We start from the raw sequence: 25,327 nt of genomic DNA, 5'->3' as shown, positions 1-25,327 counted from the left end.
AAGGCCCCTGCGGGGCCGTCACGCCCCGCGGAGGGCGTCCTGCTCCGTGGCGAAGATGGAGAAGTAGTTGGTGAGGTTCGTCTGGTCGAAGGTCTTCTTCACCGGCGCCGGAAGGCAGGACAGGTGGAGCTTGCCGCCGGACTTGTCCACGCTGTTCCGGGCCGCGACGAGCAGGCCCAGGCCCGAGGAATCAATGAAGCTGACGCCCTCCAGGTTGATCACCAGGAGCTTGGGCTGGGCCGTGGCCACCGTTTCCCGGATCACATCCCGCAGCTGGGCGGTCACTTCGAAGTTGACCTTGCCCTGGATCGACACCACGGAAGCGGTGCCTTCTTGGCGGGTCTGGATGTTCAACATGGCTCCTCCTGAAGAATTCCCTGAAGCACTCTCCGGCGCGCAGCGTCACGCTGGCGTTGCTTGTATTCCGAATGGGATGCTGGACCTGAACGTGAGCTTTGAAACCCTGATTGTTCCATCACTTGGACTTCGTGTGCGAAGAAGAAAGTAAACTCCTCCTGTTCCTGGATCAACTCTGGAATCCGGGCGAGTTCCGCCAGGTCCTCGTGTCCCAGGCCCCGGAGGCGGTCCTGGAGGGTTTCAAGCACGGAGGCGCCGGGGCCCGGGAGGCGGATCAGGGTGCGCGCCGTGAACTGGATGGCTGAATAATCCTTGCTGGAAAACGGGTTCTGTTCAATGCCGCCGGTCTTGAGGGCCAGCGTGCCGCTGAGAGTCTGCCGTTCTTCGGGGCTCAGATCCTGGATCTGGAACAGGGGCGGCAGGGTCTCCGTCCAGGCGGCCAGGGCGTTCAGGTCGATCATCAGGTTCCGGCTGCGGCTGGGCTTGATGTGGGTGGGCATCAGCACGTGGTGGTCCAGCAGGAAGCGGATGGCCATGAGCACGCCCAGGCGGTCCTCGGCCACGAACCGGATGCCGATCTGGTCGTAGATGGTCTCGGCGACGTTCTCGGGCTTGTGGAGCATCTTCAGGAGCATGGAGACGCGGTCCTTGTTCTCCTTTCGCTCCACGGCCACGAGCGGCACCTCGTAGGCGCCCCGCAGCAGCCAGCGCCCCTCCTCGCACACCAGGAACTGGTCGTAGCGGCTGAACACCTGGCGCTGGATCTCCGGGAGATACCGGAGGTTCACGTTGTGGTCCACATGGAAGAGGGTGTGCATCACCCGCAGGATCGCGCAGGCCCAGCGGCCACTGAGCGTACGCGGACGTTCCGAAGCCCAGACCAGAAGGTCGAGGGGGTCCCCGACGGCCCGCAGCTCGTTCGGAACATGCAGATTCGTGCCTTCCAGCACCACCCCTTCGAGGAAGTCGATGGCGTCCTCGTAGATCTTCACGACCTTGGCCCGTTGAGCGGGGACGCTCATGTCGTAGCCGTAGTTGAGGGCGAAGGTCCAGGCCTCGTCGGAGGACTGGATGCGCAGACCCTCGAGGTCGATGGGCGACCCCCCGCCAAGGATCACCTGGGTGACCTCCGGCGGCATGGGAAATAGGGCATGGTGGCGCATGACGTCCAGCATCTTTACCGACTTTCCTCAGTATGAATCATAAAAAAACGGGGCGCCCCGGAAAAGGAACGCCCCGTTTCTGAAACCGCTTCGATCCTACTTGATGGCGAACGCGGCCACGAGCACGTAGATCACGAGGGCCTCGATGAGGGCCAGGCCGATGATCATGGTGGTGCGGATGTTGCCGGCGGCCTGGGGGTTGCGGGCCACGCCCTCGCAGGCGGCGACCACGGCCTTGCCCTGGGCCAGACCGCAGCCGGCGGCGGCGATGGCGAGGGCGATGTGGGCGGTGAACTGGCCCTCGAAGAGGCTCTTCGTGGCAGCGGCGGGGGCACCCTGCGCGAAGGCGACGGCGGCCAGGGTGAACAGGAAGGCGGTGGTGAGGAACTTCTTCATGGTGGTGCTCCTAAGTGGTGCCCGAAGGGTTCGGAATCCCGCGGACGGTGAAGGGGAAACGGCGGATGGCCTTGCCCGGAAGGGCGGATGCGGGGATCAGGGTTTGCCGGAGACTCGCATCGGGGGGTTCCGGGGGGCCGTCGCCCGCCAAGCGGGCGCCCCCCGGACGACGCTAATGCTCGTGGGAGACGGCACCACTCAAGTAGATGGTGGCCAGCATGGTGAACACGAAGGTCTGGATGAGCCCGAAGAACAGGCCCAGGAACATCATGGGCACCGGCAGGAGGATGGGCATCAGGCCGAAGAAGATGCCGGCCACCACGTGCTCGCCGGCGATGTTGCCGAAGAGACGGAGGGAGTGGCTGAGGATGCGGCTGAGCAGGCCCAGGATCTCCAGCGGGAACATCAGGATCGACAGCCACCAGATGGGGCCGGCGAAGTGGGCCCAGTACTTCAGGAAGCCCTGTTCCTTCATCCCATGGAAGTTGTAGTAGCCGAACACCACGAGGGCCGCGCCCAGCGTCACGTTCCAGTTGCTGGTGCCAGGGCTGAGGCCGGGCAGGAGGCCGAAGAGATTGTTGAAGAAGACGAAGAGCGCCATCGTCCCGATGAAGGGCAGGTACTTCTCCCCGTGGTGGGCGATGTTGTCGTTTATCATGCCCTTGAGCCACTCGACCACGCCCTCGAACATCTGCTGGAGGGGGCCGGGGATCCGGGAGAGGTTCTTCCGGACCACGGCCGTGAAGAGCATGGTCACCAGAGCCGCCAGGGCCGCGTTCAGCAGATGGTCGTAGCGCTCGAGAATGGACAGGGCCGCCCCGTGGGCGAACCCGGGCCAGGGGTGCTGCGACAGGTGCAGGACCTGGGTAAGCCACTGGGCGAGCAATGATGCGTGGTGTTCCATCTCGGTCGGACCTCAATCAGGCGGCGTGGCTTCAGGTTTCTGGAAGGCCAGGCGGAGGGCTTCCAGCAGGATACCGGCCACAAAGAGAAGCACTCCCATGGCCAGCGGCAGGGCTTCCGCCGGGTATCTCCCCATCATCCCACGCAGCACCAGCGCGATCAACGCCAGTTTGCCGATGGACAGGAAGCCGTAGAGCCATCTCCGGCGCACCGACGGCGTCAACATGCGGGCCGTCAGGTAGCGGTGGAGCGCCCAGAAGCCCAGGCTGGCCAGGGCCCCCACGCCGAAGGCCAGGGCCGCGGTCCAGGAGCGCAGAAACCCCCAGAGGAGAACGCCCAGGAGGCCCAGGGCCACCATGGCCCAGGTCACCCGGCGGAGATGGTCCTCGCCCTCGTCCATGACCTGGCCCCTGCCCCCGCCCTCACTCATGGCGGTCCTTCCCATGCTTGAGGCGCTTCAGCTCCTCGGCATCCCGCTTCGCCATGCGCTGGTTCACCTTGTAGAGCTCCCAGAAGGCCGTGACGATGCCCCAGACCAGGCCCACCCACTGCCCCGCCGCCGCGTGGCCGAACCGCCCGCCGATCCAGCGCCCGAGGAAGAACCCCAGGGCGATGCAGATGGGAAAGGTGAGGCCCAGGGACATGAGGTCGCCCCACAGGGCCCGTTCCCCGGGATCCGATCCCTCATTCCGCTTGAAGATCACCTGAACCCCAACGAAAAGGCGCGGGTTTCCCCGCGCCTCCCAGTGTACGGCCGAGGCCTACACCCACGTAACTTTAGAAGCCCAGTCCACCAGCCAGGGACCGAACGCCGTGGCCACCAGGACCAGGGCACAGGCCAGGGTCACCACGAAGACCGAGGTGGCGCCCATGGGGACGGCCTCGCCCTCGGGCTCCCGGAAGTACATCTCCTTCACCACGCCCAGGTAGTAGTAGGCGCCCACGGCGCTGGTGAGCAGCGCGATCACGGTGAGGGTGACGAAGCCCTGCTCGATGGCCAGCTTGAAGAGGTAGAACTTGCCGAAGAAGCCGGCCAGGGGCGGAATGCCGGCCAGGCTGAGCATGAAGACCATCATGGCGAAGGCCAGCACGGGATGCTTGCGTCCCAGGCCCTTGAAGTCCTCGATGCGCTCGCCCTCGCCCTTGCCCTGGAGGTAGATCACCACGGCGAAGGCGCCGGTGTTCATCACGATGTAGATGAGCATGTAGAGCCACACGGCCTGGGCCCCGGCCCTGGGATCGCCCGACAGGACGCCCAGCAGCATGTAGCCCACATGGGCGATGCTCGAGTAGGCCAGCAGGCGCTTCATGCTCTCCTGCCGCACGGCGGTGACATTGCCCAGGATCATGCTGGCCCCGGCGATGTAGCTGAGGGGCAGGACCCACTCGCTGGACACCCCGTGGAGGCCGGCGCCGAAGACTCGCAGGAAGGCGGCCAGCGCGGCGGCCTTCGGAGCGGTGGCCATGAACATGGTGATGGGCGTCGGGGCGCCCTCGTAGGCGTCCGGCGACCACATGTGGAAGGGGACCGCCGCCACCTTGAAGGCCATGCCCATCAGCACCATGAGTACGCCGGAGAACACCAGGAGGTTGCTGGTGGTGGGCGTCAGGGCCAGCGCCTGGTTCAGGTCCGCCAGGTTGGTGGTGGTGCCGCCGGCCGCGCCGTAGAGCAGGCTGATGCCGTAGACGAGGATGCCGCTGGAGAAGGCGCCGAGCAGGAAGTACTTCATGCCCGCTTCCACGCTGGTGGCGCGGTCCCGGAGGTACGCCACCAGAATGTAGATGCAGATGGCCATCAGCTCGAGGCTGAAGTACACGGAAATCAGGTCAGAGGCGCCACAGAGGAAGAGCATGCCCGCCAGGGAGAACAGGATCAGGGCGTAGTACTCGACCGTCTGCTGCTTGAGCCCGTTGAGCAGCTTCACGCTGAGGGCCACGGTGGCCGCGGCGCCCAGCACGCACAGCATCTCGAAGCCCCGGGTGAGGCCGTCCATGCGGAACATGCGGGAGAAGCCTTCGCCATCCGGCGTGCGGCCGATCAGGGCCGCCGTGATGGCGAGGACCACCAGGGTGATGGGCGCCCACCGGTGCTTCTCGTTCCGGTTGAAGAAGAGGTCGCCGGGCCACAGCATGAGCGTGGCCACGACCATCAGGAAGAGTTGGGGCGTGATGAGGTGCGTGTCCCGAAGGAGCGCGTCCAGAAGCCCCTGTGCGAAGCCGGTCATCAGTGGCCTCCGCCGTGGCCATGAGTTTCGGGGGCAGCAGCTTCATGGACGGGAGCCTCGTGACCGGCGGTGGCGGCTTCATGGCCGGCAGGCGCCGTCTCCTCGTGGTGGGCCGGGGCGGTCATCCCCTGCATGCCGAGCTTGGCGGCGACGGCCTGCTGGGCGGCCAGGGACTGGGCGGCGTGGTAGCCGGGGGTGATCTGCTCGACGAGCTTCTTCACCGGCGCGTCCATCACGTCCATGATCGGCTTGGGATACATCCCGATCCAGAAGGCAGTCACCACCAGGGGAGCGAAGTAGAGCACCTCGCGGAGGTTGAGGTCGTCCATCTTCTCGTTGACGGCGGTGATGGGTCCGAACATCACGCGCTGGTACATCCACAGCAGGTAGGCGGCGCCGAGGATGATGCCCAGGGTGGCGACTACGGCGGCCCAGGGGAAGGCCTGGAAGGCGCCCATGAGGACCACGCCCTCGCCGATGAACCCGTTCAGCAGGGGCAGGCCCAGGCTGCTCATGGTCATGATCATGAAGATGGTGGCGTAGACGGGCATGCTCTTCGAGAGCCCGCCGAAGTCCGCGATCATGCGGGTATGCCGGCGCTCGTAGACGATGCCCACCGCGAGGAAGAGCCCGCTGGTGCTGATGCCGTGGTTGATCATCTGGAACAGGCCGCCCTTGATGCCGTAGGGGTTCAGGGCGAAGAGGCCCAGCATGCAGATGCCCAGGTGGCTGACGGAGGAGTAGGCCACCAGCTTCTTCATGTCCTTCTGGATCATGGCCACCAGGGCGCCGTAGATGATGCCGATGAGGGACAGGCCGATGAACCAGGGTAGCAATTCCTTGGTGGCGGTCGGCAGGATGGGCAGCAGGAACCGGACAAAGCCGTAGGTGCCCATCTTCAGGAGGATGGCGGCGAGGATGACCGAACCGGCCGTGGGTGCCTGCACGTGGGCGTCCGGCAGCCAGGTATGGAAGGGGAACATCGGAACCTTGATGGCGAAGCCGATGAAGAAGGCCAGGGCCAGGAGTACCTGATAGGTCTTGGTCTGCTGGGCGATCACGGGGGCCATGGCCTGGAAGCTGGCCAGGGAGAAGTCGTAGACGCCCGTCGTCTTGTGCTGCAGGAAGTAGATGGCGAGGATGGCCACCAGCATCAACACGCCGCCGGCCAGGGTGTAGAGGAAGAGCTTGATGGCCGCGTAGAGCTTCTGCGGGCCGCCCCAGATGGCGATCAGGAAGTACATCGGCACCAGCATGACTTCCCAGAACAGGTAGAAGAGGAACATGTCCTGGGTGATGAACACGCCGAGCATGGCCGTCTGGAGGACCAGCATCCAGATGTAGTACTCCTTGTGGCGCTCCGTGATGGAGCTGAAGGAGCAGGCGATGGCGATGGGGCCGATGAAGGTGGTCAGCAGCCAGAGCAGGAGGCTGATGCCGTCCATGCCCACGCTGAACTTCACCCCGATGGCGGGGATCCAGTTCCAGGCCTGGGCCCACTGGACCGCGTCGCTGGCCCGGTCATAGCCGAACCAGAAGACGACGCTCATCAGGAAGCTGACGATCATCACCAGCAGGGAGCCGATCTCGAAGACCCGGCGCTGGTCCTTGGGCACGAGAAGCAGGACCAGCGCCCCCAGAAGGGGCAGAAAGGTCGCCACCAGCATCAGTGTCGTGTTTGCGGTGAACATGGGGACTCCGACCAATGAGGGCTAGACGAGGAATTTCCAGAAGGCGATGACGAGGAAGCCGAGGAACATCACGAAGGCGTAGTGCTGCACCCGGCCGCTCTGGACGCTGCGGAAGACCTGGCTGGTCTCCTGCACCATGTACTCGACGAGGTCGACGGTGCCGTCCACCAGGTATTCGTCCACCCAGTGCGAGAGCTCGGCCCAGAGGACCGTCATGCGGGCCGCGCCGTTCACCATGCCGTCCACCACCCAGGTGTCGAAGCTCCAGAGCTGGGCGGAGAAGCGCTTGATGGGCTCGATGAGGGCCGCCTCGTAGAACTCGTCCACATAGTACTTGGCGTTCACCCAGCGGTAGAGGTTCGGGAAGCGGGCCACGAAGGCCTTGGCCCGGCCCCAACTGGGATCCACCTTGTAGATCCACCAGGCGAGGATCATGGCGCCGGGGGCCCAGATGAAGGTCGCCCAGGCCATGAGGCCGTACTCGATGGCGGGCGGTACGTGCTCGCCGTGGTGGACGGGCGCCGCCTGGTAGAGGATCGGCTCGATCCACTTGCTGAACAGTTCGGCCGGCACGATGGGCAGGATTCGGTGGAGGCTCTCGGGGTAGTTCAGGAAGCCGCCGACCACCGCCAGGCCCGCGAGAATGGCCACCGGCAACCACATGCGCCAGGAGACCTCGTGGGGATGGTGGCCGGGAACGAAGTCATGGTCCTCCGGGTCATCCACGTGATGGTCGTGCGCCTTGCCCAGCTCATGGGCGTGGTTCTCGGGGTGGCCGGGGACCTCCGGGGCGTGCGCCACATGAGCGTGGTCGCCGTGGCCGTGGTCATCGTGGCCATGGTGGGCCTCCGACTGCACCGACAGGCCCCAGGGATCGTCGCCCGCGCCGCGGTAGTTGCCGTAGAAGGTCATGGCGATGAGACGGGTCATGTAGAAGGCGGTGCAGAAGGCGCCGAGCATCCCCAGGATCCAGGCCACCAGGTTCAGCGTGGGGCCCGTGTAGTGGCCGTGCTGGTACCAACCCTCGAACACCTTCCAGAGGATCTCGTCCTTGGAGAAGAAGCCCGAGAAGGGGAAGATGCCCGCGATGGCGAAGGTCGCCGCGATCATCGAGAGCGAAGTGATCGGCATGAGCTTGCGGAGCCCGCCCATGTTCCTCATGTCCTGCTCGTGGTGGCAGGCGGCGATCACGGCGCCCGACCCGAGGAAGAGGCTGGCCTTGAAGAAGGCGTGGGTGAAGACGTGGAACATGCCGGCGCTGAAGGCCCCGGCGCCCATGCCCATGAACATGAAGCCCAGCTGGGACACGGTGGAGTAGGCCAGCACCTTCTTGATGTCGTACTGGGCCAGGCCCATGGTGGCGGCGACGAAGGCCGTCAGGGAGCCGAAGGCCAGCACCACGGCGAGCGCCACCGGGGCGTTCACGTAGATGAAGTTCAGCCGGGTGATCATGTAGAGGCCGCTGGTGACCATGGTGGCGGCGTGGATCAGGGCGCTCACCGGCGTCGGGCCGGCCATGGCGTCCGGCAGCCAGACGTACAGGGGGATCTGCGCGGACTTGCCCATGGCGCCCACGAAGAGGCAGCAGCCGATGAGGTTGAACCACCAGGTGGGGCTCGCGGTGTGGCCGTAGAGCGTGATGGCCGGCATGGTCGCGATGCCGCGGACCGAGCCCATCAGCGTGTCGTAGTCGAGGGTGCCGAAGACCTGGAAGATCAGGAAGAAGCCGATCATGAAGCCGAAGTCGCCGATGCGGTTCGTGACGAAGGCCTTCTTCCCGGCGACGGCGGCGAACTCCTTGTCGAAGTAGAAACCGATGAGCAGGTAGGAGCAGAGGCCCACCCCTTCCCAGCCCAGGAACATCATCAGGATGTTGGCGCCCAGCACCAGGTTCAGCATGCTGAACACGAAGAGGTTCAGGTAGGCCATGAACCGGTAGTAGCGTCCGTCGTTGCGCTCCTCCGCCATGTAGCCGGTGCTGAACAGGTGGATCAGGAAGCCGGCGCCCGAGACCAGGAGGGCCATGCAGCCGCTCAGCACATCGAACTTGTAGGCCCACTCGAACTTGGCGGTGGTGAGTCCCCCCAGCACGTGGGCACCACCGATGCTGAACCAGGTCCAGAGGCTCTGGTGGATGGAGCGGCCCTCGGCCGGCAGGCCGGCCAGCTGGATGAAATGCCAGATCGTGAGCAGGAAGGCCAGGCCCACGCTGCCGAGGGCGAGGGTATCCACGATGGCGGTGTTCCGCAGCTTGCGGCCGCTCAGACCGTTGATGAGGAACCCGAAGAAGGGCAGGAAGGGAATCAGCCAGAGGTAGCTGCCGGCCTGGGAGGCGGCGGTGGCGGCGTGCGTCAGGGTCATTTCGGCACTCATGGTCGTCGTCATCCCTTCAGCAGGTTGATGTCGTCCACCTGGACGGTGTCGCGCCGCCGGTAGAGGGCCACCACCAGCGCGAGGCCCACGGCGACCTCGGCGGCCGCGAAGCCCATCACGAGAAGGGCGAAGGCTTGGCCGGAGGCGGACCCGCTGTGGCGGGCGAAGGCGATGAAGTTCAGGTTGGCGGCGTTGAGCATGAGCTCCACGCACATGAGGATGATCAGGGCGTTGCGGCGGATGAGCACCCCCGCGATGCCGATGGAGAACAGCAGGAAGGAGATCACGAGGACTGCGTTCAGGCTGACCATCACACCCGCTCCGTCTTTGCCAGCACCACGGCGCCCACCAGGGCGACCAGCAGGATCACGCTGAGGATCTCGAAGGGCAGGAGGTAGTCCGCGAAAAGGCCGCGGCTCACCGCCTGGGCGTTCTGGTGGGCCACGTCGAGCCCCTTGGCCAGCTCAGGCCGGAGCACCAGGGACTCCGGCGAGGGAGCGCCGAAGATGGCTTTGCGGAACACCCCCAGGAACAGCGCCACGCCGCCCGCGACGGCCAGCACCGCGTAGCGGGACTGCAGCTGGAAGACCTCGCCCTCGTGCTTCTTGCTCATCTCCACGAGCATGACCACGAAGAGGAAGAGCACCACGATGCCGCCCGCGTAGACCAGGATCTGGGCCACGCCCAGGAACTCGGCCTCCAGCGCGAGGAAGCAACCGGCGATGTTCAGCATCGCGAAGAGGAAGCCCAGCACGCTGTGGATCGCGCTCCTGGCGCCGATCATGATCAGGGCGCCGACAAGGGCCAGGACGCCGAAAATGGCGAACATGTTCCGGCCGATCGTTTCGATGAAATGTTCCATGGGACGTCCTCTGGATAGGCGCGAAGGGATGGAGTCAGTCGTCAGCCACGCTGAACTTGCCCACGTGCGAGGGCTCGAACATGTTCTGGCCCAGGCCCTCCGTGCCGAGGGAGAAGTCCTCGCGGTTGTAGGCGGCCAGCTCGAACTGGTGGTTGAGGATGATGGCGTCGAATCCGCAGCTCTCCACGCAGAATTCGCAGAAGATGCAGCGCTCCATCTCGAAGTCGTACCGCACGGGATAGGGCATCTTGCGCCCTTCCTGCTTGCCCTTCTCGATGGTGATCACCTGGGTGGGGCAGATCTTTTCGCAGGCCAGGCAGCAGACGCACTTGATCACGCCCTGCTCGTCCTTCAGCATCGTCAGGCGCCCGCGGAAACGCGGCTGGACCTTGGCGGGAACCTCGGGGTACTCGGAGACGATGTGGAAGGGCACCTTGCGTCGGTTGGCCGTGAAGAAGACCTGGCGGAAGTGCTTGCCGGTGACGGACAGGCCCTTGGCGATGTCGGCGGGGAGAAGGGTCCTGAGGAACTTGTTCATGGTCGGCCCCTTAGACGACGAAGCAGCGGATGGCGGCCGCCAGCAGGAGGTTGACCAGCGCCAGGGGGATCAGGTACTTCCAGCCCACGGCCATGATCTGGTCGTACCGGTAGCGGGGGATGGTGCCGCGCACCCAGATGAAGGTGAAGAGCAGGAAGACGATCTTGGCCACGAAGAAGATGGCGTGGGGCTCCGTGAACCAGGACAGGAACCCGGGCAGGTAGGGGTTCAGCAGGCCCTGCAGGCCGAAGGGCAGCAGCCAGGGGCCGCCCAGGAAGAAGGCGGAGGCTAGGGCCGACACGACGGTCATGTTGATGTACTCGGCCAGGTAGAAGAGGCCGAACTTCATGCCGGAGTACTCGGTGTGGAAGCCCGCCACCAGCTCGTTCTCGGCCTCGGGCATGTCGAAGGGCAGGCGGTTGGTCTCCGCGAAGCCGCAGGTGAGATACAGCAGGAAGCCGATGACCTGGGGGATCAGGGCCCAGACGGGCATGCCGACCGCCATGCGCGTGGCCATCTCGCTGAAGTTCAGGCTGGAGGACAGGACCACCGGCGCGAGGAGGCTGAGGGTCAGAGGGACTTCATAGCTCACCATCTGGGCCGCGCTGCGCAGGCCGCCCAGGAGGGGGTATTTGGAGTTCGAGGACCAGCCGGCCAGGACGATGCCGTACACACCCACCGTCGCCACGCCCAGGATCCAGAGCAGGCCCACGTTGATGTCGGAGATGCCCCCGGAGACCGGGAGGCCGCCCAGGTAGGGGAACCAGGTGGGGAACGTGAAGAAGGTGCCGGGCACGAAGGAGATCGCGGCGAACACCACGATCGCGGCCACCATGCTGATGGACGGCGCGAGGAAGAAGACGAACTTGTCGGCCTTGGCCGGGATGACGTCTTCCTTGAGGATCAGCTTCAGGACGTCGCCCACGAGGCCGGGAATGCCGCGCCAGTAGGAGATGACAGGCACCTTGCCCATCTTCCACATTCTGCGGTTCATCCAGCCACTGAAGCCGACATGGCCACTGGCGACGCGGGTGGAACCGAGGCGCTGCTGGAGGTGGCCGAGCACCTTGCGCTCGGCGAACACGGTGAGGGGGACGACGACGAAGACGAAGATCACCACCATCAGGCACTGGATGAGGGTGATCACGATGGACTGGGTGAGGGTCGGGGTCGGCATGTCTTGGGATCCTCGTCGGCTAGCGGTCGATCTCGCCGAGCACGATGTCCAGGGATCCGATGGCCGCGACAACGTCGGCGATCAGTCCTCCCTCGGCCATCTTGGGCAGGGATTGGAGGTTGATGAACCCGGGAGCCCGCACGTGGAAGCGGTAGGGGTTCAGGGAACCCTTCTCGCCCACGAGGTAGTACCCGATCTCGCCCTTGGGCGACTCGGTGGCGTGGTAGACCTCGTTGACCTCGGAGCGCAGGATCTTGGGCAGCTTGGCCATGACGGGGCCTTCCGGCATGCCGTCCATGCACTGCTGGATGATGCGGGCGCTCTGGCGCATTTCGGCCATGCGCACCTGATACCGGGCGTAGGTGTCGGCCTCGGTGCGGGTGGGGACCTCGAAGTCCATCTCCTCATAGGCCGCGTAGGGGAAGGCCTTGCGGATGTCGTAGGCCACGCCGGCCGCGCGCAGCATGGGGCCGGTGACACCCAGGGCGATGGCGTCCTCGGCGCTGAGGCGGGCCACGCCGATGGTGCGCTTCTTCCAGATGCGGTTCTCCGTGAGCAGAGCCTCGTACTCCTCGAGGCAATCGGAGAACTTCGCCAGGAACTTCCGCACCATCTTCTCGAAGCCGGGAGGCAGGTCCTCGCGCAGGCCGCCGATGCGGAAGGCGGTGGTGGTCAGCCGGGAGCCGCAGAAGGCCTCGTTGATGTCGAGGACATCCTCGCGCTCGCGGAAGGCGTAGAGGAACACCGTCAAGGCGCCGATGTCCATGGCGTGGGTGCCCAGCCAGATCAGGTGCGAGGCGATGCGGTTGAACTCGTTCAGCAGGGTGCGGATGTACTGGGCGCGGCGCGGCACGGTGATGCCGAGCAGCTTCTCATTGGCTTCCGCCCACCCCAGGTTGTTGGCCACGGCGGAGCAGTAGTCCATGCGGTCCGTCCAGACCTGACCCTGGAAGAAGGACTGGTTCTCGCAGATCTTCTCCACGCCGCGGTGCAGGTACCCGATCATCGGCCGGCAGTGGGTGACAGTCTCGCCATCCAGCCGCAGCTTGACCCGGAGCACGCCGTGGGTGGACGGGTGCTGCGGGCCCAGGTTGATTTCCATTTCCTCGTTCTTGAACACCGTCCGCTCCTAGTCCGCCTTGGGTTGCTTCAGGTTGATGCCCAGCTGGCCGGCCTTCTGGAGGGCGATGCGTTCGAGCATGCCGCCGCGATCCTCGCGGAAGGCGATGTCGCGCTGGCCCCAGCCCACGGTCGGGTAGTCCTTCCGGAGCGGATAGCCTTCCCAGTCCTCGGGGCAGAGGATGCGGGTCATGTCGGGATGGTTCTGGAAGCGGATCCCGAGCATGTCGTAGATCTCCCGCTCCATCCAGTTCGCGCTGGGATAGAGCGAGCAGGCGCTCTCCGGCGCGAAGCCCTCGGGCACGAGGATGCGCAGCCGGAGCCGCTTGCGGCGGCTGATGCTCGTCAGGTGGTAGACCACGCTGCAGGCATAGTCCTTGGCCGCCGGGTAGTGGGTGGCGGACTGGTCGGCGAGCATCTCGTACTTCAGCGCCGCCTCGTCGCGGCAGAACGCCAGCGCCTCGTGGATGGCTTCCTTCTTCACCTGGCAGACCAGCTCACCGGCCTGTTCGAAGATCTCCTCGACCTTGTCCCCCAGGAGCTCCTTCAGCTTCAGGAGGTCGGCGTCCGTCGCCTCCTGCGGAACCGGGGGCTTCATGTCGTTGTCGTCCTTGCGGGGGACGGGCCGGACCGGCGGCTTGGGGGCATCCTTCCCCTCGGCTTCGGCCTTGGCCTTGGCGGTCTCGTAGTCGGCCAGGGTCTTCTGCCACTTGGCCTCGTCCGCCTCGGCGGCCGCCTTCTGCTCGGCCACGTAGGCGCGGTGGCTCGGCAGGGGCACCGTCTTCGGCATGGCGATCTGCCGGTACGGCGCCGCCTTGTAGTCGTACACGTAGGGGCCCGCGGGCACCTCCGCGGCTTCCGGAGCCTGGGGGACGTTCGGTTCCGACATCAGCCGACCTCCTCGAAGATGTCCTTGTACCGGTCGGCCAGGCTGCTGGTCATGATCTTGTCCTGCAGCTTCAGGAACCCGTAGATGAAGGCCTCGGGACGGGGCGGGCAACCCGGGATGTAGACGTCCACCGGGATGACCTTGTCCACGCCCTGGATCGTGTGGTACGAGTCGAAGGGACCGCCGGCGGTGGCGCAGGAACCCATGGCCATCACCCACTTCGGCTCAGGCATCTGGTCGTAGAGGGTCTTGATGACCGGCGCCATCTTGTAGGTCACCGTGCCCGCGATGATCATCAGGTCGGCCTGGCGCGGGCTGGCGCGGAAGATCCCGGCGCCGAAGCGGTCGAAGTCGAAGCGGCTGGCGCCCGCGGCCATCATCTCGATGGCGCAGCAGGCCAGGCCGAACGTCACCGGCCACACGCTGGTGGCGCGGGACCAGTTCATGACCTTCTCGACCTTGGTGGTGATCAGGATGTGCTCAAGGGCGGTGGGTTGGTTCATTCCCATGTCAGGGCTCCCTTGGACCAGATGTAGCCGTAGCCGAACAGCAGCAGGAACAGGAACAGGCCCAGTTCGATGAAGCCGAAGACGGCCAGTTCCTTCATCTGAATGGCCCACGGCATCAGAAAGACGGTTTCCACGTCGAACACCAGGAACATCACCGCCACCAGGTAGTAGCGGACCGAGAACTTCTCCCGCGCTCCGCTGGTGGTGACGATGCCGCATTCATAAGTTGAATACTTCGCGGCACTTGGCCAACTCGGGCGCAAGAGCCGTGACAGATTCAGGATGATGATCGGCAGGGCCACTGCTACCAGGATCAGCAGCAGGATGGACGCGTACCCACGCATGGAGCCTCCAGGACCAGTCATTGTGCGGCGCAGGTACGGCGCAGGTCAACGATCGAAGCCAACCGGGGCGTCCTTTGTGATCCAGGTCCGATTCCGCGCATCCGGGCGGGCGCGCCTTCCAGTAGGATGATTCCATGACTTTTCCCAATCCTCCGGAGCCCGCGGATAGTGTCGAGACCGGCGATCCTGGCCTGACTGGCTTCCGGCCGGCCCGGGAGCTCTACCCCACCCTGGACCTGACCCGGGAACTGGTGGAGTTCGCCCTGTTCCAGGCCATCCCGCTCGACCTGATGCTCAAGCACCACTTCGTGCCGGTGCAGGAGCGGGAGGGCGTGCTGTGGCTGGCCATGGCCGACCCCCTGGACATCCCCACCCAGGACCTCCTGCGCCAGCAGCTCAAGCGCCCCCTGCGCTTCGCTGGCGCGCCCCTGGCGCAGATCCAGGAGGTGCTGAAGAAGTCCGAGAGCGGGCAGAAGGTCATGGACGAGGCCGGCGAGGCCCTCAAGATCCAGGTGCTCCACGAGGAGGACCTGGACGAGGAGGTGCTCGACCTCGAGCGCCTGACCGACAAGGACGAGGCCCCCATCGTCCGCCTCGTCGACACCACCGTCTTCAACGCCCTCCAGCGCCGCGCCTCCGACATCCACCTCGAGACCACGGCCTCGGGCTTCCAGATCAAGTACCGCATCGACGGAAGCCTGTATCCCGCCGCCGAGCCCATCGACCGGCGCTTCGCCTCGCCCATCATCAGTCGCATCAAGGTCATGTCCGAGCTGGACATCGCCGAGAAGCGCAAGCCGCAGGACGGCCGCTTCAAGCTCAAGGTCCGCGGCCGGGCCATCGACTTCCGCGTGAGCATCATGCCCACCATCCACGGCGAGGACGCGGTGATCCGCATCCTCGACAAGGAGAACCTCACCGAGGAGTTTCAGGCCCTCAGCCTCGAGATCCTGGGTTTCTCCGAGCACGAGCTGAAGCGCCTGCGCCGCTTCTCCCGCGAACCCTACGGCATGTTCCTGGTGACGGGCCCCACGGGATCGGGCAAGACCACCACCCTCTACGCCGTGCTGAGCGAGATCAAGGCCCCCGAGGACAAGATCATCACCATCGAGGACCCCGTCGAATACCAGCTCGAGGGCGTCACCCAGATCCCCGTGAACGAGAAGAAGGGCCTCACCTTCGCCCTGGGCCTGCGCTCCATCCTCCGCCACGACCCCGACAAGATCCTCGTCGGCGAGATCCGCGACCCCGAGACGGCCCAGATCGCCATCCAGTCCGCCCTCACGGGCCACCTGGTCTTCACCACCGTCCACGCCAACAACGTGCTGGACGTCATCGGCCGCTTCCAGCACATGGGCGTCGAGGTCTACAACTTCGTGTCGTCCCTGAACTGCATCCTCGCCCAGCGCCTCATCCGCGTGCTCTGCCCCAAGTGCAAGCGCCCCGCTCCGCTCCCCGCCCCCCAGGAGCTGGAGGAGAACGGCGTGGACGAGGCCTGGCTGCGGAGCGCCACCCTCTTCGACCGCGTGGGCTGCGTGGACTGCCACGGCACGGGCTTCCGGGGCCGACAGGCCATCATCGAGTTCATGGGCCTCAACGACGAGATCCGCGAGCTGCTCATCCAGCGCGCCCCGACGCGCGAAGTGAAGGCCGCGGCCCGCCGGGGCGGCATGCAGTTCCTCCGGGAGAGCGCCATCGAGAAGGTGAGACTTGGGATTACCACCTTCGCCGAGATCAACAAGGTGACCTTCCGCGACGGGGCCTGATCACCTCTGTTCAGTGCGCATTTGGTGGGGCCTTGGTGCGTTCCACCAGCTCCCGGAGCTCCGCCAGGGCCGGTTCGAGCGACCTGGGGAACTCGCCCCGGGCCCTCGCCGCCTCGGCTTCCGCCAGGAAGGTGGCGGCGGAGTCCCGGGCTGCGGAAACGGCCCTGGCGTACCGCGGATCGCCCCGGAGCTTCTGCATGTCCGGATCCACGAGCAGCCAGTCCAGGTAGGGCAGAAAGCCTGAGTTCGTGCACTGGTCCAGCAGCCAGAGGGCCTCCTCCCGCATGTCCAGACGGACCAGCAGGGGGCCGTAGAACCCGGCGCGGTTCACCCAGTCCATAGCGCCCAGGTCCGCCCTGCGCCAGTCCTGGTGGACCTGCCGCGCCAGCCGCCTTCCGCCCTCCAGATCCCCGTCCATCAGGAACCGCATGAGCCGGGAGACTGCCTCCCATTGGATCTCGGTGTAGGCCTTCCGGGCCTCGTCATAGCGACCGGCATGGAACAGGGAGAAATACAGGATCCAGGTATGGAACCCAGGCCGACTCTCCACCCGCGCGGCCCGCTCCGCCATCGCGACCCCTTCAGCTGTGCGCCCCCGCATCGTCAGGCACATGGCCGCCCACGAGTACCCCAGCGGGTTCAGGGGATCGAGCTCCATGCTCCTCAGACCGGCGGCCTGCTGGAATCCGGCCGTGGGGGCCACGGAGCCCAGCGTGATGAAGCCCCGGGCCTCGGTCGGCGCATAGTGCGTCGCCTTGATGGCGAAGGCCGTCACGGCCATGGGGTCGACCTTGGGCCGGTTGACCTCGATTTGGCTCCGGACGGCCCAGGCGCGGCCGCAGCGGGGATCCAGAGCCAGAGCCCGCGCCACCCACTGCTCTGCCTCCGCGCCGGCCCGCGCATCTCTCGTGATGAAGTGCTGGAATTCGAAGAGCCCGGCGATCTCGGCGACCAGGCGCGCATTGGCGGGGTCCAGGCGGTGGGCGCGCTGGAACGCCATCAGCCCCTGGTCAAAGTCCCGCGGATCCTTGCTGCGGGCATAGCGCTGCTGGAAAAACACCCCCTCCCGAAGGCCGAGTTCCACCTCCACCTCCGTCGGGCCCCGCCCGATCCGACGCGGATCATAAGGGGCACTGGATGGTTTCAGGAAACCGATGAGCGAATCCGTCGCCTGTTCCAGAAGGTGCTGGTAGGCCCCGCGGGACCCCTCGAACCGGCCCGCCCACTTGACCTTCAAGGTGGCCGTCTCCACCAGCTGCGTAATCAGGATGAGTCTCTCCCCCTCGGCAGTCACCGAGGTCACCACCAGGTTCTCCACCCCGTAAGCCTCCGCGATCTTCCCCAGGTCCCCATGCACCTTTTCCACCTGGTAGCTGGTAGGAGGCACCTTCGTATCCAGCCCCTCCACACCCGCCAGCAGGGTCGAGAGCGTGTCGGGAATGGCGTCCGCCAGAAAGGCCGATTCGGCGGGCCCCACTACCTTGGCGGGCAACACTACCAGGTTCGGGTTCCCGGGCGGCTTCTGGGATCTCAACCTCCAGACGGGCCAGCCCAGCGCCATGACCGCCCCCGCCAGGGCGGCTCCAATCAGGACCGGCTTGGCCCGGCGCCTCCACCCCAGCGGAGAGCCCTTCACCGATGGATCCCCGCCGGAAGCCGCTTGACGGTGCAGGGAACCCAACTGTCGCGCCAGTTCCTTCGTCGAGCCATATCGCCTCTCCGGCGCTTTCTCCAGGCATCGCGCCACCACCTCCGCCAGCGCGCCGGGCGGCAACAGGGGAGACGGATCCTCGCGCATGATCGCCACGAGCGTTTCAGCGGCCGAATGCCCGATGAAGGGCTGGCACCCGCTCAACATCTCGTACAGCACCACCCCTAGGCTGAATTGATCCGTACGGAAGTCCACCGGGCGGCCGCAAGCCTGTTCGGGGCTCATGTACGAGGTGGTGCCCAGCACCGCTCCCGCCGCGGTCTCCTCGGTCGAATCCGCCCTTCCCAGCGACTCCTGCTTCGCCAAGCCGAAGTCCAGGATCTTCACCACCCGATCCCGCGTAAGGAACAGGTTCTCCGGCTTCAAGTCCCGGTGGACAATCCCCCGTTCATGGGCCGCGGCAAGCCCTGCCGCGATCTGCTCGGCCAGATCCACCACCCGCTCCACGGGAAAGGCCCCATGGTCCATCAGGGTTCGGAGCGTCTGCCCTTCCAGAAGCTCCATTACCAGGTACGGCCTTCCGTCGCTGAGCTCCAGTTCGTAGATGGTCAGGATATTCGGGTGGTTCAGGGCGCTCGCCGCCCGCGCCTCCCGCTCGAAGCGCCGCAGGCGTTCCGGATCCTCCGCGAAGGCCCCAGGCAGCACCTTGATGGCCACCTCCCGTCGGAGCTTGGGATCCTCCGCCCGGTACACCTCCCCCATGCCGCCCTTCCCCAGTAGGCTGAGGATCCGGTAGGGGCCGAGATTCGTTCCAGGGGCGAGGCTCATGGAGCACGACCGTAGGTACAGTCCCAGCAGACTAGCAGAATTCCGGCTACAGGAATCGACCGGAGCTCAACAGTTCCGCCGATCCCTCGAGGCTTTCGGCCAGATCGAGCATCGGGTCCCGCAGGGATGGCTCCGGGGCGGCCTCAGCCAGGGCCCGCATGATCCGAGCCGTCCCGTGGGGATCCCCGACCAGGCCCCGCAAGGCGTCGAAAGCTTCCCGCTTGACGCTTCCGCCCAAAGTGTCGGGAACCTCGTGCAGCTGCTCGATGGCGTGCCCCAGACTCAGCACCGCCAGCATCCCCTTGGGCCAGCGCCGGCCCAGTTCCTTGGCGCGGCCCAGGTGGAGCGAGAGCCGCAGGATCTGCCGCGCGCCGCGGGCCCGCCAGTCGCCGATGGCGTCCCCTGGGCCGGGCTCCACCATCCGGAGCAGGTCCCGACGGATGACGCCGACGGCTTCCTCCGCCTGCTTCACAGAGCTGCGTGGCACCAGGATGTAGGCGCCGGCCACCAGGCCAGCCGCGGCGGCCAGCGCGGCCGATCCGCCGACAATGGCCAGAGGGCTGACAACCGCCGTGGCGCCGGCCTGACTGGCCAGCATGAAGCACATGTTGAAGTCCACGCCCGCGATGGCCGTGCGGGGGTGGGCCCTCAGGAGGCCGCCGACCAGCAGGAAGGGCGCCAGGGTCCACCACAGCGCCGGGGGTGCGGGAAAGACCGGCTGCACCAGCAGGCGGTACAGGACCGCCACGGTGGCCCCGGCCACCACGCCGGTCAGCAGCTTGGGCGCCACGCGCTGGGGCAGCGCCATGGATCCCAGCACCAGGGGGAAGATGCAGAGGCCCATCGCGGCCTGGACCACCAGGGGCGAGGCGGTCCCGTGGGCCAGGGCCGCGGCCAGGAAGGCGGCGGCTCCGGAGGCCAGGGCCGTGCGCCCAGCCTGGGGCCATTCCCGGTGCGGCGCGAGGACGGCCAATTCGCGCCGGAAGGGGAGCGCCCGGGAGGGCCCCAGGGGCCGGGCCAGCGCCGCGTTGGCCTCAAAAAGACGGGCCAGGGCACGGGAGAGGCGCTCGCCTGCCCCCGCGTCGATGGGAGAGGTCTCCTCCAGCGGCAGATCCGATGCCGAGCGCAGGCGCTCCGCCAGGGAGGTCAGCCTGGAGACCAGCTCCTCCATCCAGCCGGCCGGCGCCGCGACCTGAGGCCGGAGCGCCACCGCGGCGCTCATGACGCCCAGCGCGCCCACCACCAGCGAATCCACATCGTGCAGCCGCCGGTACCCCTCGAAGGATCCCGCCAGGGTCAGGCGGGCGGAGGCCTCCACCTCGCTGATCTCCGCGAGGATGCGGCGCTTCTCTGCGCCCATGGCCGGGGCGCCATGGCGCAGCACCTCCGCGGCGTAGGCCACCGCGTCCGCCGACAGGCCCCGGATCTGGAGGAAGAAGGCCTGGGCCGGCGACTTGGGGGTCGCCAGGCCCGTGATGACCGTGGTCACCAGCACGCCGATGAGGGTGCACTCCACCCGCGCCGTGGCGAGTTCCAGGGAGGCCCCCGGCGCCAGCACGGAGGGGACGACGACGATGGCGGCGGTGATCCCCGCCAACAGCGCCCCGTAGCCATGCACGCCCCGCAGAACGTGCGTGAGGCCGCCGTTAAGGGCCACCCACAGGCCCAGCAGGAGGAACTGGACGTAGGGGGGTGCGGGCACGTGGAGCAGCGCGAAGCCCACGGCCGCCCCCAGCAGGGTGCCCACCACGCGGAAGAGGGCCCGCTCCAGGAGCACCCCGCGGGAGGCCTGGGCCACCACCCACACCGGCATGGCCGCCCAGTAGGCGTTCTGCACATGCACCAGCGTGGCGATGGTGAAGGCGACCCAGGCGGAGAGGGCCAGCACCAGCCCCCGCGACACCACGGCGCGGTCGAGGAAGGAAACCTTCACAGGGTTCCCTTCACCAGCTCCCGTTCCAGGCTCTGCAGCCGCTTGAGGCGCGCGAAGAGGCCCGGCTGAGTGGCCAGAACCTCGGGCGTGTCCAGCTGGACCGCACGGCCCTCCTCCAGCACCAGCACCCGGGTGCAGGTCTCCGCCACGAACACCCGGTGCGTGGCCAGCACCAGCGTGGACTTGCCGAGGAAGGCGCGGAGGTTCTCGAGGATGCGGCTCTCGGTCTCCGCGTCCACCGCCGACAGGGCGTCATCCAGGAGGAGCAGGCGGGGGCGGCGCAGGAGGGCGCGGGCCAGGGCCGTCCGCTGGCGCTCGCCGCCGCTGAGGGCCACGCCCCGCTCGCCCACCACCGTGTCCAGCCCCTGGGGCAGGCGGTGGATGAGGTCATCCATGGCCACGACGCGGGCGATCTCCCAGATCTCCTCCTCGGTGGCCTCGGGGCGCCCCATGGCCAGGTTCATGCGCAGCGTGTCCGAGAAGAGGAAGGCTTCCTGGGGCACCCAGCCCAGGCCGGCCCAGTGGCGACGCAGGGTGGCATCCGACAGGGACTCCCCGTCCACGAGCAGGCGCCCCGCCTGGGGAGCGCGCAGGCCCGCCAGCATCTGCAGCAGCAGGGTCTTGCCCGAGCCGATGCCGCCCACCACGGCCAGGCTGTCGCCCGGCGCCAGGGTGAGATCCAGGGGGCCCAGGCCGCGGCCGGTCTCGAAGCGGTGGCTGGCGCCATCCAGGACCAGCGCGGCGGGAACCTCCGGCAGCGCGATGGCCTCGGCGGGCGGCAGGGAGGTTTCCGGGCTGCGCAGCAGCTGGTCCAGCCGCTCCTGGCCGGCCCTGGCCCGCTGGAACAGGTTGGCCGACCAGCCCAGGCTCATCATCGGCCAGGCCAGGGCCACCAGGAAGCCCGTGAAGGCGGTGAGGTCGCCCAGGTTGAGGACGCCCCGCACCACCAGGCTGCCGCCGTAGGCCACCAGCACCAGGGCCGACACGCCGCTGATGAAGGCGGACAGGGGCGCGTAGGCACTGAAGATCACCGACTGCTTCATGCTGAGGGAGGCGTGGCGACGGCTGAGCTCGCTGAACTGGGCCACCCGGATCCGCTCCAGGCCGAAGGCCTGCACCACGCGCTCGCCGCTGATGGTCTCGTGGCTGTGAGTGGTGAGGGCCGAGAAGGCCAGCTGCAGCTTCTGCTGCACCACGTGGCTCCATTTCCCGATGACGTAGTAGCCCATGGCCAGGAAGGAGAAGGGCAGCATGACCGCGACGGTGAGCTTCCAGCTCGTGCTGAACATCAGGCCCAGCGTCACCGGCAGGATCGAGAGCACCTGGAGGAAGCTCATGAGCCCCGGCCCCGTGGCCATGCGCACCGTGCCCACGTCGTCGCCCAGGCGGGACATGAGGTCGCCCACCCGCTGCCGCTCGTAGAAGGCGAAGGGGCGCGACAGCAGGAACGTGTAGAGGGACTCGCGCTGCTCCCGCTCCACGTCGCGGCTGAGGCCGATGAGCGTGTTGCGCATGAGGTAGCGGCCAATCCCCGCCGCCGCCGTGAAGGCCAGCATCCACGCCAGGAAGACCCGCGAGCCATGCCAGTCCTGGCGCTCCAGGGCGTGCACCGCCCGGCCGGACCAGTAAGGCACCACGGAGGCGGCCACGCTGCACCAGACCGTGGCTGCCAAACCCCAGTAGAGGGTCCGCCGGTGGCGATTCATCAGCGGCCACCACCAGAACAGCTTGGATTCCGAAAGATCCGCCACGAGGCCTCCGCCAATCAGAGTAGCAACAGCCATCGTCCGGTGGTGTCCCCTGGCGGTGTCGCCTGGCAGGGTCCCTTGGCAGAGCCCTGGGCACCCGGGCATGCTGGATGAAACTTCCTCGAGCCCCCAGCCATGCGGAATCGCCTTGCCGCCCTGACCTTGGTCTTCCTCTCCGCCCTCGCTCCGGCCTGGGGCCAGATGGTCGAGGAGTCCCTGCCCCGGGATCCCGGGCCCCTGGACTTCATCCGCGGCGACAGCTACGAGCAGTGGATCCTCCAGTCCCTGGCCGGCGACTCGCTCGTGGGCCTAGGGTCCGAGGGACAGGCCGTGCCCAGGCTGGCCGCCTCCTGGAAGATCCAGAGGGACGGGCTGATCACCTTCACCCTGCGCGACGACGCGCGATTCACCGACGGCAGCCTGGTGACGCCGGACGACGTGCTCTGGACCTTCTCCGAGATCCGCCGCGACCCCTCCGCCAGCGCCACCAAGCGGGCGATTCTCGACGGCGCGGTGACCGGACAGCAGGACGGCCGGATCTGGATCCGCTCACCCAAGCCCCCCGGTCGCCTGCTGCTGGAGCTGGCCCGGGTGCCCGTGGCCCAGAAGGGCCATCCCGAGCGCGGCTCCGGCCCCTTCCGCTTCCAGAAGGATCCCGCGGCCTGGACCTTCTACCGCCGGGACCACTTCCTGAAGCCACGCATCGACGGCATCCGGTTCCGCCTGCTGCCCGACCCGACCGCCGTGCTCCAGGCCCTCCAGAAAGGCTGGCTCACCATCGGCGCCCCGCCGGCCCGGCCCCTGCCGCCGCCCACCTCCCATCGCGTGGTCGTCCAGCCCATGAACGCCCAGCTGGTGGTCTGGAGCCACGCCGGAACGGGGCCCCTGCAGCTCCTGGAGCGCTGGCGCCAGGACGCCTTCCCGCCCGGCCTGCTGGGGCAAAACGCCAGGCCCAGCCGCGGCCTGTGGCCCGAGAGCCTGGGCTTCGATCCCCAGGCCATCGACAGTCCGGCTGATCCGCCCAAGCCCCCGGGCCGGCTGAAGCTGCTCTATGCCGCAGGCGAGGCGTCCACCGAGAACCTGCTGCTGGCGCTGCGGGACCGGGCCCGGAAGGACGGCTTCGACCTCCAGCTGATGCCCCTGGAGCAGGCCATCCTGGTGGACCGGCTCCGCAAGGGCGAGTTCGAACTGGCCTGTTCCGTGGTGGTCTTCGAGCCTCATCCCTGGGCCGTCCTGGAATACCTCGAACCCAGGGGCCCCATGAACGTCACCGGCTGGTCCGACCCCCAGGTCGCCTCGCTGGCCGCCGGGCTCCGGCAGGCGGGCGATCTCGGCTGGCGGGAACTCCAGGGTGTCTGGGCCAAGCATCCGGCGGCGCTGCCCATCCTCGACTTCCAGAGCGTGGTCTGGGTGGACAAGCGCCTCGCCGTGACGCCCAGCCCCCTGGGTCTGTACCTGGCCACGCCGGGGGCCGCGGGCTGGCGCTGGAACCGGTGAGGCGGGCCAGCCTGCAGGGCCTGGCCGTCTGGGGCCTCGCCCTGGCCCTGGCCTGGAGCCTGCCCGGCGCCCTCTGGCGGCCGGTTCCGCCCCCGTCTTTTCCGGTTCACGCCCTGCTTCCGGCGGCCCTCGCCCTGGGCGCCCTGGCCATCGCGGCGCCGGTGCTGGCCTGGCTTGGCGGGCCCACCCTGGCGGTCCGGAGCTCCCTGGCCCTGCTGGAAGCCCCACCTGATTTGCTCTGGGCCGGCACCTTGCTCGCCCTCTGGCCCGCGGCCTGGGGCCCGCCGGGCCCGGGCGGCTGGCTCGCGGCCTTCCTCCTGGCCGCCCTCCCTGGCGAGGTCCGGTGGCTGGCGACGGCGCTTCCCGGCGAGGTGCCCTTCCCCGCCGCCTGGGGCCGGGCGGTGACGCTCCGGGCACGGCGGCTCGCTCTCGCACGCCTCACGGGCCGCTGGATCGCGGCGCGGCTTCCCATCTGGCTCACGGCCTCGATGGTCCTGGAACGGATGCTGGGCGTGCCGGGTCTCGGCATGGACTGGATGGATCGCGTGGCCGGTCGGGATCGCGCCGGACTTTCCGCCTGGGTGGCGGCGCTGGCCCTGCTCTGGCTGCTGTCCAGATGGATGGATCCGGAGGCCGCGCCGTGAAATGGCGCCTCGCCTTCCTTCTGGCACTGGCCCTCCCGGACCTGCCCCTCGACCCGTTCCACGGGGGGCTCCCCGCCTCGCCCGGCCATCCCTTGGGGGTGGACGACCTGGGGCGGGATGCCCTGCTGCGCCTGCTGCTGGCGGGTTCCCGCAGCGTGGGATTCGCCAGCGCCTGCGCCCTGCTGGGGCTGGGGGCCGCGCTGCTGCTCGCCTGGCACGGCCGGCGCTGGTCGGGCGCGGCATCCGCCCTGCGCAGCCTGCCGCCGGTGCTCTTCCTGCTTCCCCTGGCCGCGGCCGCCGGAGGCCTCGGCATCGCGGCCCTCTTCCTGCTGCTGGGCCTGCTGCTGGCCCCCCACCTGGAGCCTCCCCTGCGCGTCAAGCTCGACGCCTTCCGCCATTCGCCGGCCAGGGCCGCAGAGCGGACCCTGGGCGCCACGCCGGCCTCCACTCTCCGCCGCTGGTCTCCCTGGGCCCTGGATCAGGCTGCGGGCCTCTTCCCCAGCGCCTGGCTCGGGGCCCTGTGGGGCGAGGCCACCCTGTCCACCCTCGGCCTGGGCCCCGGTCCCGACCACGACAGCCTGGGGCGCCTGTTGCTGGAACAGCTCCCCCGTCTCGCCACGGACCCCACTCCCCTCGGCTGGGCTGCGCTGGCTCTGGTGCTGGGCCTGGCCTGGGCGTCCGTGCCCCGGCGGGCGAGCCTCTGAGGCGGTCTCC

24 protein-coding genes are annotated in these 25,327 nt (G+C 67.6%); 4 read left to right on the top strand and 20 right to left on the bottom strand.

Going from position 1 to position 25,327, the window contains the following annotated elements:
• Positions 1–18: 18 nt before the first annotated feature.
• From ML539_RS02125 to ML539_RS02045, 17 genes are all read right to left on the bottom strand, one after another.
• Positions 19–357 (bottom strand): anti-sigma factor antagonist, encoded by a 339-nt coding sequence (locus ML539_RS02125; RefSeq protein WP_243286474.1) that lies wholly within the window; start codon positions 355–357, stop codon positions 19–21.
• Entirely contained in the window at positions 351–1,520 is a 1,170-nt protein-coding gene (locus tag ML539_RS02120; protein ID WP_243320213.1) for a TIGR04552 family protein, read from the bottom strand. Before ML539_RS02120 ends, ML539_RS02125 begins: the two co-directional genes overlap by 7 nt.
• A 96-nt stretch (positions 1,521–1,616) precedes the next feature.
• A complete protein-coding gene (locus tag ML539_RS02115; RefSeq protein ID WP_243286476.1) occupies positions 1,617–1,916 on the bottom strand; it encodes an ATP synthase F0 subunit C in 300 nt (99 codons plus the stop codon).
• Between the two features lie 172 nt (positions 1,917–2,088).
• Positions 2,089–2,820 carry a F0F1 ATP synthase subunit A gene (gene atpB / locus ML539_RS02110; RefSeq protein WP_243320211.1) on the bottom strand — a complete coding sequence of 244 codons (732 nt, stop codon included), beginning with the start codon at positions 2,818–2,820 and terminating at the stop codon, positions 2,089–2,091.
• Positions 2,821–2,832: 12 nt separating this feature from the next.
• Complete coding sequence (locus ML539_RS02105; protein ID WP_243320209.1) at positions 2,833–3,249, bottom strand: hypothetical protein; 417 nt, start codon at positions 3,247–3,249, stop codon at positions 2,833–2,835.
• Entirely contained in the window at positions 3,242–3,523 is a 282-nt protein-coding gene (locus ML539_RS02100) for an AtpZ/AtpI family protein (protein ID WP_243320207.1), read from the bottom strand. Before ML539_RS02100 ends, ML539_RS02105 begins: the two co-directional genes overlap by 8 nt.
• A 57-nt stretch (positions 3,524–3,580) precedes the next feature.
• A complete protein-coding gene (locus ML539_RS02095) occupies positions 3,581–5,044 on the bottom strand; it encodes an NADH-quinone oxidoreductase subunit N (protein WP_243320205.1) in 1,464 nt (487 codons plus the stop codon).
• Positions 5,044–6,735: an NADH-quinone oxidoreductase subunit M gene (locus ML539_RS02090; protein ID WP_243320203.1), complete on the bottom strand. Its 1,692-nt coding sequence runs from the start codon at positions 6,733–6,735 to the stop codon at positions 5,044–5,046. Before ML539_RS02090 ends, ML539_RS02095 begins: the two co-directional genes overlap by 1 nt.
• A gap of 21 nt (positions 6,736–6,756) precedes the next feature.
• Positions 6,757–9,096 carry an NADH-quinone oxidoreductase subunit L gene (nuoL, locus tag ML539_RS02085; protein WP_243320201.1) on the bottom strand — a complete coding sequence of 780 codons (2,340 nt, stop codon included), beginning with the start codon at positions 9,094–9,096 and terminating at the stop codon, positions 6,757–6,759.
• 20 nt (positions 9,097–9,116) lie between these two features.
• Positions 9,117–9,419 (bottom strand): NADH-quinone oxidoreductase subunit NuoK, encoded by a 303-nt coding sequence (gene nuoK / locus ML539_RS02080; protein WP_243294227.1) that lies wholly within the window; start codon positions 9,417–9,419, stop codon positions 9,117–9,119.
• Positions 9,419–9,970 carry an NADH-quinone oxidoreductase subunit J gene (locus ML539_RS02075; protein ID WP_243320199.1) on the bottom strand — a complete coding sequence of 184 codons (552 nt, stop codon included), beginning with the start codon at positions 9,968–9,970 and terminating at the stop codon, positions 9,419–9,421. Before ML539_RS02075 ends, nuoK begins: the two co-directional genes overlap by 1 nt.
• Positions 9,971–10,004: 34 nt before the next feature.
• Entirely contained in the window at positions 10,005–10,508 is a 504-nt protein-coding gene (locus ML539_RS02070; RefSeq protein WP_243286485.1) for an NADH-quinone oxidoreductase subunit I, read from the bottom strand.
• A gap of 10 nt (positions 10,509–10,518) precedes the next feature.
• Positions 10,519–11,685, bottom strand: coding sequence for an NADH-quinone oxidoreductase subunit H (locus ML539_RS02065; protein WP_243320197.1), 1,167 nt, complete (start codon positions 11,683–11,685; stop codon positions 10,519–10,521).
• Positions 11,686–11,704: 19 nt separating this feature from the next.
• Positions 11,705–12,805: an NADH-quinone oxidoreductase subunit D gene (locus ML539_RS02060; RefSeq protein WP_243320196.1), complete on the bottom strand. Its 1,101-nt coding sequence runs from the start codon at positions 12,803–12,805 to the stop codon at positions 11,705–11,707.
• 9 nt (positions 12,806–12,814) lie between these two features.
• Positions 12,815–13,693 (bottom strand): NADH-quinone oxidoreductase subunit C, encoded by an 879-nt coding sequence (locus tag ML539_RS02055; protein WP_243320194.1) that lies wholly within the window; start codon positions 13,691–13,693, stop codon positions 12,815–12,817.
• A complete protein-coding gene (gene nuoB / locus ML539_RS02050) occupies positions 13,693–14,202 on the bottom strand; it encodes an NADH-quinone oxidoreductase subunit NuoB (RefSeq protein ID WP_275975692.1) in 510 nt (169 codons plus the stop codon). The genes ML539_RS02055 and nuoB overlap by 1 nt, the downstream gene beginning before the upstream one ends.
• Entirely contained in the window at positions 14,193–14,546 is a 354-nt protein-coding gene (locus ML539_RS02045; protein WP_243286489.1) for an NADH-quinone oxidoreductase subunit A, read from the bottom strand. The genes nuoB and ML539_RS02045 overlap by 10 nt, the downstream gene beginning before the upstream one ends.
• Positions 14,547–14,680: 134 nt before the next feature.
• On the opposite strand from ML539_RS02045, the gene ML539_RS02040 reads away from it, so the two are divergent.
• Positions 14,681–16,312, top strand: coding sequence for a GspE/PulE family protein (locus ML539_RS02040; RefSeq protein WP_243320192.1), 1,632 nt, complete (start codon positions 14,681–14,683; stop codon positions 16,310–16,312).
• 10 nt (positions 16,313–16,322) lie between these two features.
• Here ML539_RS02040 and ML539_RS02035 read toward each other — a convergent pair whose 3' ends face one another.
• The 3 genes from ML539_RS02035 to ML539_RS02025 are packed head-to-tail and all read right to left on the bottom strand — an operon-like array spanning position 16,323 to position 22,475.
• Positions 16,323–18,791 (bottom strand): serine/threonine-protein kinase, encoded by a 2,469-nt coding sequence (locus ML539_RS02035; RefSeq protein WP_243320189.1) that lies wholly within the window; start codon positions 18,789–18,791, stop codon positions 16,323–16,325.
• Between the two features lie 46 nt (positions 18,792–18,837).
• On the bottom strand, positions 18,838–20,724 hold the full coding sequence (locus ML539_RS02030; protein WP_243320188.1) for an FUSC family protein: 1,887 nt from the start codon (positions 20,722–20,724) through the stop codon (positions 18,838–18,840).
• A complete protein-coding gene (locus ML539_RS02025) occupies positions 20,721–22,475 on the bottom strand; it encodes an ABC transporter ATP-binding protein (protein ID WP_243320186.1) in 1,755 nt (584 codons plus the stop codon). The genes ML539_RS02030 and ML539_RS02025 overlap by 4 nt, the downstream gene beginning before the upstream one ends.
• Before the next feature lie 132 nt (positions 22,476–22,607).
• Here ML539_RS02025 and ML539_RS02020 point away from each other — a divergent pair, with 132 nt between their 5' ends.
• Genes ML539_RS02020 through ML539_RS02010 form a run of 3 tightly spaced genes read left to right on the top strand, consistent with a single transcriptional unit; the run spans position 22,608 to position 25,317 of the window.
• Positions 22,608–23,969: an ABC transporter substrate-binding protein gene (locus tag ML539_RS02020; protein ID WP_243320184.1), complete on the top strand. Its 1,362-nt coding sequence runs from the start codon at positions 22,608–22,610 to the stop codon at positions 23,967–23,969.
• The gene (locus ML539_RS02015) at positions 23,966–24,613 is read left to right on the top strand and encodes a hypothetical protein (protein WP_243320181.1); all 648 of its coding nucleotides are present in this window, start codon (positions 23,966–23,968) and stop codon (positions 24,611–24,613) included. Before ML539_RS02020 ends, ML539_RS02015 begins: the two co-directional genes overlap by 4 nt.
• Positions 24,610–25,317, top strand: coding sequence for a hypothetical protein (locus ML539_RS02010; protein ID WP_243320179.1), 708 nt, complete (start codon positions 24,610–24,612; stop codon positions 25,315–25,317). The genes ML539_RS02015 and ML539_RS02010 overlap by 4 nt, the downstream gene beginning before the upstream one ends.
• The last annotated feature ends 10 nt before the right edge of the window (positions 25,318–25,327 follow it).

The organism is Geothrix sp. SG200, assembly GCF_022808935.1.
GTDB lineage: Bacteria > Acidobacteriota > Holophagae > Holophagales > Holophagaceae > Geothrix > Geothrix alkalitolerans.
Note: the sequence above shows the minus strand (reverse complement) of the source record. Positions and strands in the feature narration are given on the sequence as shown.